At 63.5% G+C, this 12,696-nt stretch carries 8 protein-coding genes; 4 read left to right on the top strand and 4 right to left on the bottom strand.

The window, feature by feature from the left end; genetic code table 11:
• Positions 1-2: 2 nt before the first annotated feature.
• The gene (locus F8197_RS17540) at positions 3-1,013 is read right to left on the bottom strand and encodes a hypothetical protein (protein ID WP_227012307.1); all 1,011 of its coding nucleotides are present in this window, start codon (positions 1,011-1,013) and stop codon (positions 3-5) included.
• Positions 1,014-1,163: 150 nt separating this feature from the next.
• On the opposite strand from F8197_RS17540, the gene F8197_RS17535 reads away from it, so the two are divergent.
• Positions 1,164-3,179: an acyltransferase family protein gene (locus tag F8197_RS17535; RefSeq protein WP_152882993.1), complete on the top strand. Its 2,016-nt coding sequence runs from the start codon at positions 1,164-1,166 to the stop codon at positions 3,177-3,179.
• Positions 3,180-3,254: 75 nt separating this feature from the next.
• Here F8197_RS17535 and F8197_RS17530 read toward each other — a convergent pair whose 3' ends face one another.
• Positions 3,255-4,412 carry a branched-chain amino acid ABC transporter substrate-binding protein gene (locus tag F8197_RS17530; protein WP_152882992.1) on the bottom strand — a complete coding sequence of 386 codons (1,158 nt, stop codon included), beginning with the start codon at positions 4,410-4,412 and terminating at the stop codon, positions 3,255-3,257.
• 216 nt (positions 4,413-4,628) lie between these two features.
• On the opposite strand from F8197_RS17530, the gene F8197_RS17525 reads away from it, so the two are divergent.
• Positions 4,629-6,092, top strand: coding sequence for a GntP family permease (locus F8197_RS17525; protein ID WP_152882991.1), 1,464 nt, complete (start codon positions 4,629-4,631; stop codon positions 6,090-6,092).
• Here F8197_RS17525 and F8197_RS17520 read toward each other — a convergent pair.
• Complete coding sequence (locus F8197_RS17520) at positions 6,034-6,837, bottom strand: DNA-formamidopyrimidine glycosylase family protein (protein ID WP_152882990.1); 804 nt, start codon at positions 6,835-6,837, stop codon at positions 6,034-6,036. The genes F8197_RS17525 and F8197_RS17520 overlap by 59 nt on opposite strands.
• 196 nt (positions 6,838-7,033) lie before the next feature.
• Between F8197_RS17520 and F8197_RS17515 the strand changes: the two genes are divergently transcribed.
• Both F8197_RS17515 and F8197_RS17510 read left to right on the top strand, forming a co-directional pair.
• On the top strand, positions 7,034-8,650 hold the full coding sequence (locus F8197_RS17515) for a M28 family metallopeptidase (protein WP_373996937.1): 1,617 nt from the start codon (positions 7,034-7,036) through the stop codon (positions 8,648-8,650).
• A 102-nt stretch (positions 8,651-8,752) separates the two neighbouring features.
• Positions 8,753-11,518, top strand: coding sequence for a pitrilysin family protein (locus F8197_RS17510; protein ID WP_152882988.1), 2,766 nt, complete (start codon positions 8,753-8,755; stop codon positions 11,516-11,518).
• 124 nt (positions 11,519-11,642) lie between these two features.
• On the opposite strand, the gene F8197_RS17505 is transcribed toward F8197_RS17510, so the two are convergent.
• A complete protein-coding gene (locus F8197_RS17505; protein ID WP_152882987.1) occupies positions 11,643-12,590 on the bottom strand; it encodes a DUF535 family protein in 948 nt (315 codons plus the stop codon).
• Positions 12,591-12,696: the final 106 nt, after the last annotated feature.

Here is a 12,696-nt window from a genome sequence, read left to right as displayed (position 1 = left end):
AACTACAGCGGCTCGGTCAGGCGCGCCTTGCGGGCCGCGCCATCCGGGCCGAACAAAATAACGAACTCGGCATACGCCGGCTGGCCATCGCTGCCCTTGCCGGCCGCCTGCGGATAGCGGTAGCGCCACACTTGCACGCCGGTATCGAATTGCAGCGCGGTGGCCGGCCCCAGCCTGGCGCGCACGGCGGCCGTGGTGTCGTAGCCGGGCGCCAGCGCGGTGGTGGGCGGATCGTCCATGTATTCGAAGGCCAGCAGGGTGTCGTCGGGCCACGACTTGTCCCACAGCGGCGCGTAAAAGCTGCGGTCGAGCAGGACCTGGCAGTCGCAGTAGGGCAGCGACTCCGGGGTTTGGGTGCCGCCCGCGTACAGCAGGTCGAAGGGCAGGGCGGCGCTGCGCGCACCATGGCGCGCGGTCACGCCGAAAATCGGACGCTCGGCAAAGAACACATAGTTGCCGTCGGGAGCGCCGCAGATGCTGTCGGCATCGGTCAGCAGGTCGCCCAGCCAGGCGAACATCTCCGAATTGTTCGACAGCAGGCCGGCAGCCACGCCCACCTGGCATTCCAGGCGCAGGTCGCCCAGGCGGCGCATGCCGGCCGGCACGCCAGGGCTGCGCACCTGGGCGCGCCAGGTGAGGGTGCTGGTCTTGCGGCTGGCTACCAGGGCGGCGTCCTGCGCCAGTGCGCGGGCGTCGCGCGGCAGCGTGAAGGTGTGATCGGGCGCGACCTTGACCGGCAGCGAGACGCTGTCGCCGGCCACCCGCAAAGTGATGCCGTCGAGTTCGGTGGTGGCCAGGCGCGGCAACAGCTGGAAGCGCAAGGTCGCTTGCGGCGCCAGCGCATGCAGGCGTTCGAAGCGATCCATGCCCGCGATCATCTTGCGGTAGGACTTGTCCACCGGGTCGCGGGTGGTGGCGATGGTGACGCGCGCGGGTTCGTCGCTGGCGGCCAACGCAGGGATGGCGAGGCAGCACCAGGTCATGCACGCGATCAGGCAACGGACGACAGGCATCGGGTTCCTCCAGGACATGAAGACAGGATAGGCCCACCCGGGCGGGCGTGGCGCACGTCTTTTGTTGTTGGCAAGTTTTCTATTAGCAAGTCTATAATGCTACCTTTATTTTAATAAGCAATTGGTGCTACGGCCCACACGCTTCATTCCATGACCGCCACAGCGCCAGCGCCGAATCGCTACCTCCCCGAAATCGATGGCCTGCGCGCCCTGGCCGTGTTGCTGGTGCTGTTATGCCACGCCAGGTTCACTGCTGTAGCAGGTGGTTACATCGGCGTGGATGTGTTCTTTGTCATTTCCGGCTACGTGGTCTGCCGGTCGATACTCGCTGACCAGCAGGCCGGTACCTTCAGCCTCAGGCAATTCTATACGCGGCGACTCAAGCGCCTGGCGCCGGCGCTGTTGCTGGTGATGGCGGCAACCCTGGCGTTCTGCCTGGTGTACAACTTCCCGGGTAGCAATCTCACGCTGCTCAAGAGCATCCGCGCTGTATTGTTATTGAATGCGAATATCTTCCTGGCCAGGCAGACCGGCTACTTCGACTTGCAGGCCGATAAGCACCCGTTGTTGCACACCTGGTCGCTGTCGGTCGAGGAGCAGTTCTACCTGGTCGTGCCGCTGCTGTTGCTGATGGTGGCCAGGCTGCGCGCCGGTTACACGCTGGCCCTGGTGGCGGGGCTGTGGGCTGCTGCTCTGGCCTGGTCGTGGTACGACGTGAGCCGCGCGACGCCCGGCGCATATTTTTATCTGCAAGGACGGCTGTTCGAATTGCTGTGCGGCGTGGTGCTGGTATTTGCCTTGCGCAGTTTTCCCATCACGGCCAGGCGGGTGTGGTACGACGCCATGTTGCTGGCGGGACTGGCCGTGATCCTGGTGTGTGGATTGCGCTACAACGCGGGTACGCCGATGCCGGGGATAAATGCCTTATGGCCGTGTCTTGGCGCCGTGCTGGTGATCGTCGGCATCGAGGGGGCGCATTACTGCAGGGTTTTGCTGAGCAACCGCGTGGCTGTCTTCCTGGGCAAGATATCGTACGTGCTGTACCTGTGGCACTGGCCGGTGATTTTCGCGTTCGGCCGCCTGGGCTGGCAATCGGCGGGCGCGATGTCCGCCGCGCTGGGACTGTCGCTGGCGCTGGCCGTGGCTACCCACTACTTCGTGGAAAACCCGTTGCGTCGCGCGCGCTGGTCGCCGGTGAAAACCGCCGCGCTGCTGTTCCTGCTGCCGGTGCTAACGGTGCTGGCGCTGCTGCAGGTGGCCCGCAAGACCGATAATTTCATGGCCTGGTATCCGGCGCACTACCAGCAGGACAATGCCGATGCCGGCAGCACCGTGTTCGACCGGCCGCGCGCCAGACAGTGCTGGAGCCAGGTCGAGGTGACTCCGAGCGCGCTGTGCACGGTGGGCGACGCCACGTCGCCGCGCAAGGCGGTGTTGCTTGGCGATAGCCATGCTTACCACCTGATCGATTTCATCGATCAACTCGGCAAGGAACATGGCCTGGCCATCCACGACATGACTTTCACCATGTGCGCGCCGATCGAGGACAGTCCCGAGCGCGCCGGCGACCCCGGCTTCCAGCAGCACGCGCAGGAGTGCCGCGCGCATGGTCGCAACACCATCGCCTGGGTATTGTCGCGGCCGGAGATTTCGGTGGTGTTCATGTCGGCAGTGTGGGACCTGTATCAGAACACCGGCACCGGCGCTGGCGTGCAGCCGACCGGCCACGGTTTCCTGCCTGGCCAGATCAATACCGAGCTGGCGCGCACCATCGGCAAGCTGGAAGCAGCAGGCAAGCGCGTGGTATTTCTCGACGACCTGCCGCTCCTGCCTGCCAGTCTGGAAAACTGCGTCTCGAACCGGGTGTACCTGCCCGGCCGCGCGCACGACGAGTGCAGCTTTCCGCGCGCCGAGGCCGACGTGCGCTATCGCGACATCGACGCCATCCTCGCCGACATGCACGCGCGCTTTCCGCGCACCGCCACGCTGCATACCTATGACGTGCCGTGCGATGCGCAGCGTTGCCACGCCAGCATAAAAGGTACCGGTCTGTACGCTCATAACGATCGCGGCCACCTGGGCGCCGGCGGCAGCGCCACGTACTACCGCGCCTACCGCGCGCGCCATCCCGGCGAGATCGAGCAGGCGTTGGCAGAACGTCCCTAGAATCTGTCCCGGCCGGGAATCAGGCGCTGCCTGAGCGCCTCGGCAGCGGGGCCGATCAGCCGTACTGTTTCGGTTCTAGTGCAGGATGTCGATGCGGATTTTGCGCCCGCCGCGATAGGTGTACAGCGTGACCGCCGGGTTGGCCAGGTCGCCGTAGCGGTCGAAGCCGATGGCGCCGGTCACGCCCTGGTACTTGATCTTCGCCAGTTCGGGCAGGTACTGTTTCGGCACGGCGGTGCCGGCCGCCTGCATCGACTTGGCCAGCAGCATCACGGCATCGTAGGCGTACGGCGCATAGGTTTGCAGCGGCAGCTTGTAGCGCTGCTGGTAGCGGTCCACGAAGGCACGGTAGCCGACGTCGTAGTTGCCGGTCACACCGCCGGCCACGGCGCAGGTGAGCTGGTTGTCGGCCAGGGCGTCGCCGGCCAGCTGCGGCAGCCGTTCGGAACAGATGCCGTCGCCGCTGAGGAAACGCAGGTTCATGCCCAGCGATTTCATCTGCTTGAGCATGGGGCCGGCTACAGCGTCCATGCCGCCAAAGAAGATCAGGTCGGGCTGGCGCGCCTTGATCTGGGTGAGGATGGCGTTGAAGTCGGTGGCGCGGTCGTTGGTGTACTGGCGGCTGACGGCGTCCGCTGCCGTGCCCTGCGCGCGCACGCCCTTGAGGAAGGCATCGGCCAGGCCCTGGCCGAACGCGGTGCGATCGTCGATCACGGCGATGCGGCGCGCCTTGAGCGTGTGCACCGCGTAGCGGCCCAGCACTTCACCGATCTTGTTATCGTTGGCCACCAGCCGGAACGCGGTCTGAAAACCCTGGCGCGTGTACAGCGGCGTGGTGGCGGCAGGCGTGATCTGCGGAATGCCTGCAGCCGCGTAGATGCGCGAGGCCGGCACGCTGGTGCCGGAATTGAGGTGGCCGACCACGCCGGCCACCTCGGCATCGACCAGCTTTTGCGCCACGGCCGTGCCCTGCTTGGGATCGCCGGCGTCGTCCTCGACCTGCAACACGAACTGCACGCTGCGCCCGCCGATCTGCGGGCCGGTGGCGTTGAGGTCGTCGATCGCCATGCGGGCGCCGTTTTCGATGTCCTTGCCCATGTGGGCGCTGGCGCCGGACAAGGGCGCGACAACGCCGATGCGCACTTGCGGCACTTGCGGTTGGGGCTTGCCCTGGGACTGGTTTTGGGCAGCAGCGTTCAGGCTGGCGAGCAGGAGGAGGAGGGGCAGGCGCATGAGATTCCTGTAACGGTCTATGGATTCCCGCCTGCGCGGGAATGACGGTTTTACGGCTGGTGGTGCTGGCGGACGCGCATCGGTGCTTGCTGGTAGCCGCCGGTGTTGTTTGGTGGTCGGCTGATGTTCAATTATTGCATGGCTGGCGCCGTGCACCGATGAGGCCGTTGCTTTTACGACTACAATATCCCCAGATCAATACCCAATGGAGTCGGCATGTCGTTCGTCATTGTTCTTGCAGCGTTGGCCTTTTTGATGCTGGCCGCGTACCGTGGCTACAGCGTGATCCTGTTTGCGCCGATTGCCGCCCTCGGCGCGGTATTGCTGACCGACCCGGGTGCGGTGGCGCCGGTGTTTTCCGGCATCTTCATGGAAAAGCTGGTCGGCTTCGTCAAACTGTATTTCCCGGTATTTTTACTGGGCGCCGTGTTCGGCAAGCTGATCGAAATTTCCGGCTTCTCCGAATCCATCGTGGTGGCGGCGATCCGCTACATCGGCCGCACCCGCGCCAATGCCGTGATCGTGCTGGTGTGCGCGCTGCTCACCTACGGCGGCGTGTCGCTGTTCGTGGTGGTGTTCGCGGTGTACCCGTTCGCTGCCGAGCTTTACCGGCAAAGCAATATCCCCAAGCGGCTGATGCCCGGCGCCATCGCGCTCGGTGCATTTTCGTTCACCATGGACACCTTGCCCGGCACCCCGCAAATCCAGAACATCATCCCCACCACGTTCTTCAAGACCACCGGCTGGGCCGCGCCATGGCTCGGTGTGATCGGCAGTGTCGCCATGCTGACCGCCGGCCTGATTTACCTGGAATGGCGCCGCCGCACCGTGATGGCCACCGGCGAAGGCTATGGCGGTAGCGCCGCCGAAGCCGACGCCAAAGCCGATGCCAACACCGGCGCCAACGCCGGCGCCAAAGCCGACAACCTGCCGATAGCACCGCTGCCTGCCAAACGCGGCCTACCACACCCGCTGCTGTCGATCGCACCGCTGGTGCTGGTCGGCGTGGTCAACTTCGCGCTGACCAAGATGATTCCGCACTGGTACGGCGACAATTACGCGCTCACGGCCGACGCCTTGCCCGGTCTGCACAGCGCCATCAACCTGCCCATCAAGGGCGTGATCGGTATCTGGGCCGTGGAAGGCGCGCTGCTGCTGGGCATCGTGTTCGTGGTGGTGACCGCGTTTGGTCGCGTGCGCGCGGCGTTTGCCGAGGGCACCAAGGCCGCTGTGGGCGGCGCGTTATTGGCGGCAATGAATACCGCGTCCGAGTACGGCTTCGGCGGCGTGATCGCGGCGTTGCCGGGTTTCCTGGCAGTGAGCAGTGCGCTCAAAAGCGTGCCCGATCCGCTGATCAACGCGGCCGTCTCCGTGACCACGCTGGCCGGCATCACCGGTTCGGCATCGGGCGGCATGAGCATTGCGCTGGCGGCCATGTCGGACCAGTTCATCCGCGCAGCAGAAAGCGCGCAGATTCCGCTCGAAGTGCTGCACCGCGTGGTGTCGATGGCCAGCGGCGGCATGGATACCTTGCCGCACAACGGCGCCGTGATCACCCTGCTGGCGGTGACGGGCCTGACGCACAGGCAGTCGTACGGCGAGATCTTCGGCATCACCGTGATCAAGACGCTGGCGGTGTTTCTCGTGATCGCGGTGTACTACCTGACCGGGCTGGTGTAAGCGGATATTGCAGCTGGCAGCGCGCGCAGTAAAAGCTGCGCCGCGCAGTCTTGCCCAGGTGCCCGCGCAGGAACGAGATATTGCAGCGCGGGCAGATTTTCTTGGTGTGCGCCAGCCAGTGCTGCTTGAGCGTTCCCTCTTTTTTCCATGCCAGAAAATCGAAGCTGTACGCGCGCGCCTGCGCCACCAGTGCGCGCAGCTTCGCTGCCGGGATATCGCCCATCTTGGAGAGTGGGTGGAGGCGCACCCGGAACAGCACCTCGTTCTTGATGATGTTACCCACACCGGCAAAGATAGTCTGATCGAGCAGGGCGTCGCACGCCAGCAGATCAGGCTGGGCGCGCAGTTTTTTCAGTGCCAGTGCTGGCGACCAGGCGTCGTTCATGACGTCGCCACGCCAGTCGTACTCGCTGTCCAGGTCGTCGGAGAGGGTCTTGATCGAGCACGTATAAAAATGCAGCGCGCTGTCGTCGTCGAAGAACAGGCTCAGGCGCGGCTTGGCGCGGCCGGCCTCCTTGGTTTGGTTGATCAGGTACGTGCCGAACATCAGCAGGTGGATGCGCAGCGCGCGGTCGGCCAGACGTATCAAGAAATGCTTGCCGAAGGTGCGCAGCGCCAAAATGGGCTGGCCGGCCAGCTCGTCCGTCGCGACATCCTTGCTGCTGCCTTGCGCGCGCACGATGGTGCGGCCTTCAAAGTCTGCGACCTGTTCGCGCAGGATGACGATCGATGGTCCTTCGGGCATGGGGGGTCTCCACTGGCGGTATGCCGTCGAGTGTGGACCGCGCGCACCACGCGGGCTGTACGCTGGGTCACCTATGCCGATTCGCCCTGCCATTGCGACCACAAGTAAATCATGTCATATTCGTTGTTCGTTGCAAACTACCGAGGAGCCAGATTTGAAACACACGCTGATTATCGCCGCACTGCTGTCGGCAGGCATGGTGCACGCCGCCACCGGTCCCGAGTTCGACGCCAAGCGCCTGTCGCAGGACGTCAAGGTGCTCTCGTCCGACAAGTTCGAAGGGCGCGGCCCCAACACCGCCGGCGAGACGCTCACCGTCGACTACCTGGTGCAGCAATTCAAGGCGGCCGGCCTGCAGCCTGGCGGCGATCCCGTCAAGGGCAAACCGGGCGAGCGCAGCTGGACGCAGGACGTGCCGCTGGGCCGCTTCGAGATCAAGGGGCCGGTTGCGCTGTCGGTGCGCGACGCCAAGGGTACCCATGCGCTCAAGCAGGGCGACGACCTGGCCGTGCGCGCGTCCATGAGCGGCAGCAAGCTGGTGGACTTCAAGGATGCGCCGCTGGTGTTCGTGGGCTATGGCGTGACCGCGCCCGAGCGCAAGTGGGACGACTTCAAAGGCGTGGATTTGAAGGGCAAGCTGGCCGTGGTGCTGATCAACGATCCCGATTTCGAAACCGGCCAGGGCGAATTTGGCGGCAAGGCCATGACCTATTACGGCCGCTGGACCTACAAGTTCGAGGAAATGGCGCGCCGCGGCGCGCTGGGCACCATCATCGTCCACGAAACCGCGCCGGCCTCGTACGGCTGGGCCACGGTGAAAAACTCGAATACCAACGTCATGTACGACATCGTGCGCAAGAATCCGGCCGAAGCTCATGCGCCCGTGGAAGCGTGGATACAGCGCGACCTGGCGGCGGACCTGTTCAAGCGCGGCGGCCAGGATTTCGAGGCGCTGAAAAAACTGGCGCAAACGCGTGACTTCAAGCCGGTGCAACTGAAGGACGTGACGCTGTCGGGCAAGTACGCGGTGGACGCGCAAGTGATCACGTCGAAAAACGTGGCCGCGCGCGTGGTGGGCGCCAGTCGTCCCGACGACACCGTGATCTACAGTGGCCACTGGGACCACCTGGGCGTCGGCTTGCCCGATGCGAAAGGCGACAAGATTTATAACGGCGCGGTGGACAACGGCACCGGGCTGGCCGCCATGCTGGAACTGGCGCGCGCCTACGGCAAGGCGCCGAAGCCGGCGCGCAGCGTGCTGTTCCTGGCGGTGACGGCAGAAGAAAAGGGCTTGCTCGGCTCCGAATACTACGCGTCGTACCCGCTGTACCCGCTGGCCACCACGGTTGGCGTGATCAATATGGATGCGCTCAGCCCGCATGGCGTCTCGCGCAACTTCACCATCTCCGGTAGCGCCAAGCTCGACTTGCTGGATCAGCTGGTGGCCAAGGCCAAGCAGTGGAACCTGGCGTATTCGCCCGATCCGAAGCCGGAAGCCGGCTACTTCTTCCGCTCCGACCACTTCCCGTTCGCCAAGCGCGGCGTGCCGGCGTTCTCTTACGGTTCGGGTAACGACTGGGTGGACGGCGGCATTGCAGCCGGCAAGAAGAACGAGCAGGCCTACACCACCGACAACTACCACCAGCCGTCGGACGAGTGGAGCGCCAAGTGGCAATTCACCGGCATGGCGCACGACCTGGGCATGTTGTATTCGCTGGGCCGCGACCTGGCCGATGGCAAGTCGTGGCCCAACTGGGCCAGCGATGCCGAGTTCCGCGCGGCGCGCGACCAGACCGCCAAGGACCGAAAATAATCGCTCTATCGTTTATATTATTTCTAACTTTTTCTGATTTGCAATAAAATAAAAGCGCGCCGGCACTGATGCCGGTGCGCTTTTTCTTTCAGGAGCTTGTGCATGACCATTTCGCTTCGCCGCACCATCCTTGCGGCGTCCATCGCCGTTTTCTCCGCTGCCTCGGCCTATGCGGCCGACGTCAAGCCGGTGGCCAAAGCCGATATCGCCATCCCCGATATCGCCTACAAAAAATTCGTGCTCAAGAACGGGCTGACCCTGCTGGTGCATGAAGACCACAAGACGCCGGTGGTGGCGATCAATACCTGGTACCACGTCGGCTCAAAGAATGAAAAGCCGGGCAAGACCGGCTTTGCCCACCTGTTCGAACACCTGATGTTCAGCGGCAGCGACAATTTTAATCAGACCTACCTGAACGCGCTGCAGCGCATCGGCGCGACCGATCTCAACGGCACCACCAATCCCGACCGCACCAACTACTTCCAGAACGTGCCGACCTCGATGCTCGACTACGCGCTGTTTGCCGAGAGCGACCGCATGGGCCACCTGCTCGGCGTGCTCGACCAGAAGAAGCTCGACCTGCAACGCGGCGTGGTGCAAAACGAAAAACGCCAGGGCGAGAACCAGCCGTACGGCGTGACGCGCCAGCTGCTCACCGAGAACACCTGGCCGGTCGGCCACCCGTACTCGTGGACCACGATCGGCTCGATGGCCGACCTCGACGCGGCTTCCATGGCCGACGTCACCGACTGGTTCAAGACCAACTACGGTCCGAATAACACCACGCTGGTGCTGTCGGGCGACATCACGCCGGAAGCGGCGCTCCAGAAGGTCGAGCAATACTACGGCGATATCCCGGCCGGCCCGCCGCTGGCCAAGCACAGCGAGTGGATCGCCAAGCGCACCGGCACCCACCGCAGCACGGTGCAGGACCGCGTGCCGCAGGCGCGCATCTACCGCGTGTGGAACGTGCCCGGCGCCAAGAGCGCCACGGAACCGCTGCTGGACCTGGGCGCCTACGTGCTGGGCGAAGGCAAGACCTCGCGCTTGTACAAGCGCTTGGTGTACAAGGAACAACTGGCGACCAGCGTAGCCAGCAGCAATGCGTCATCCGAGATTGCCGGCCAGTTCTACATGGTGCTCACGGCCCGTCCCGGCGCCGACTCCGGAAAAATGGAACGCCAGGCCGACGAGGAATTGCAGGCGCTGCTCAAAAACGGCCCCACCGCTGCCGAGCTGGAAATTGCCAAGACCAAGATCCTGGCGCAATACACACGCATTGTCGAACGCGTGGGCGGTTTCGGCGGCAAGAGCGATTTGCTGGCCAGCTGCCAGACCTACACCGGCAATCCCGACTGCTACAAGGACTACCTGAAGGCGGTCAAGGCGGCCACGCCCGCATCCGTCAAGCAGGCCATGAACGCCTGGCTGGCCGACGGCGACTTCGTGCTCGACGTGCAGCCGTTCCCGACCAACTACGCCACCACCGCCAAGTTTGACCGCAGCAAGCCGCCAGCGCTGGGCAAGGCCGAATCGTTGAACCTGCCGGCGATGCAAAAGGCGACCTTGTCGAACGGCCTGAAAGTGGTACTGGCCGAGCGCCATGCGGCGCCGGTGGTCAACCTGTCGCTCATCGTCGATGCCGGCTATTCGTCCGACTCGCACGAGCTGCCCGGCGTGGCCAGCCTGACCCTGGCAATGCTGGACGAAGGCACGCAAAAGCGCAACGCCGCGAAAATCAGCGAGGAAGTCGAATCGCTGGGTGCGCAGATTTCCAGCTACAACAACCTCGACGGTTCGTTCGTGCAGCTCAACGCGCTCAAGGCCACCTTGCCGCAAGCGCTGAACGTGTATGCCGACGTGGTGCTGCACCCGGCCTTCGAACAGAAGGAACTGGATCGCCTGCGCAAGGACCAGCTCGCCGCCATCGCGCGTGAAAAAACCAATCCGTCGGCCATGGCGCTGCGCGTGATTCCGGGCCTGATCTATGGCAAGCAGCACGCCTACGGTTTGCCGCTATCGGGCAGCGGCAACGAACAATCGGTGCTGCGCATCACCCGCGACGACCTGGTCAAGTATCACCAGAGCTGGTTCAAACCGAATAACGCCACCTTGCTGGTGGTGGGCGACACCACCCTGGCCGAAGTCGTACCGCAGCTGGAAAAAGCATTTGGCGGCTGGAAGGCCGGCGACGTGCCGAAGAAAAACATCGCGCAAGTGGCGCAACCGGAGAAAACCAGCGTGTACCTGATGGACAAGCCGGGCGCGCAGCAAAGCACGATTTACGCGGTGCAACTGGCGCCGCCGCGCAACGCGCCGGAAGCGGTGCAACTGGGCGTCGTCAACAACATCTTTGGCGGCAATTTCGGTTCGCGCATCAATATGAACCTGCGCGAGGACAAGCACTGGTCATACGGCGTGCGTTCGAGCGTGTTGCCGGCGCGCAGCCAGGGCCTGTACCTGAGCACGTCGCCGGTGCAAGCCGACAAGACCAAGGAAGCGTTGCAGGAACTGGTGCGCGAGTATGGCAACATTGCCGGCGCCAAGCCGATCACTGAAGCCGAATTGAAGGAAGCGCAGGACAACTCCACCTTGTCGCTGCCGGGTTCGTTCGAGACTGCCGGCCAGCTGGGCGGCGCGTACAGCACCATCCTGCAATACCAGCTGCCGGAAGACTACTACAACACTTTCACCAACAAGATCACGGCCATGACGCCGGCCGACGCCAACGCATTGGCCAAGCGCGTGATCGAGCCGGGCAAGCTGGTGTGGGTAGTGGTGGGCGATGTGAAGAAGATCGAAGCCGGCGTGCGCGAGCTCAACCTGGGCGAAGTGCGCAAGGTGGATGCGGACGGCAACGTCCAGTAAGAAATATTGCCATTGAGACCACTGCGTTACGCAGGACGTTTGTAACGTAGTGTATCTCACATGAAAGCAGGTTCAATTACGTTTGTGTAATGGTCATTGCACGGATGTGATTGAACCTGTTTGTTTATGTGTTTGCAATGAGACACTCTTTGAGCAGGATGACTTGCGCCTGGGCTTCGATATCCTGACGAATCACGTTGCGCAGTTCACGGCGCTTGCGGGCGCGGCTGCGGTGCTTGGCAGGAATCGACTCGATCGGCTTGTCCGTAAACGGCAGGCCCACATGGTAAAACCGGCGCGGCGCTTCCACGCCCACCATCGGCATCCAGAACGCGTCGTAGTCGAAGGCGGTGCGTTGTCCGTCGGTCGGCAGGACGCTTTGCGCGCGGCCCTGGCCCATGCCCACCATGGTCTTGATGCCCATTTCGTTTGCCAGCGTTTGCGCCGCGAATAACAGCATGTGCGCCGGCGAGACGTTGTTGCAGGCTTCGGTCGCCTGGCGGATCTGGGCGATCTTGCCGGCAATGCCCTGGATGCCCGAGACCAGCAACACCTGGCTGTCCGCCACGCCTGCCAGCGCGCCCGGCGCAATGGAAAACGTCACGATGCAGATATTTTCGCCATCCAGGTCCAGTGTCAGGCACAGGTCGCCGTCGTGGTTGTAGTTGTAAGGGTAGCGCAGCGCGATATCGTAGCGGCTGTTTTCGTGGGTATGGCGCCACAGGCCGAATCCGCTGCTGCGCGACTTGCGCAGGAAGTCGGGCAGGAAATGCCGGGCCATGCTCTGGTGATGGTTGACCGCGACGGCCAGGCGCTCGGGAATGGAAAAGCTGGAGCCCAGGTAGTACTTGCGCAGGTAGCGGTAGCGGATGCCGGTATAGAAATCCTGCTGGTTGAGCAGACCCAGGTCACCCAGCAGGCGCGACAGATGGAAATGCCGGCGCAGGTGGAGCAGGTTGCGGGGCACGCTGACGACCCTGGACAGCGTGCGGCGAGCCATGTTGCGGCGTCCTGCAACGCCGGCAAGAACTGGTGCGCCAGGCAGCGTACCGTGGTTGGTAGATGCTTCCATTTATTTCACCCTAGACAATGTTAATGTTGTTTTGATCATTTATGCCTGCCCATTCTAGGGTCGGCTTATGCCAATAACATTACCTATGTGTAAGGATGATTTTGAG

Origin of the sequence: Duganella sp. FT27W, assembly GCF_009295655.1 — a bacterium.
GTDB classification, from domain to species: domain Bacteria; phylum Pseudomonadota; class Gammaproteobacteria; order Burkholderiales; family Burkholderiaceae_D; genus Rugamonas; species Rugamonas zoogloeoides.
The sequence above is the reverse complement of the archived record's forward strand: the minus strand, read 5'-3'. Positions and strand labels throughout refer to the sequence as shown.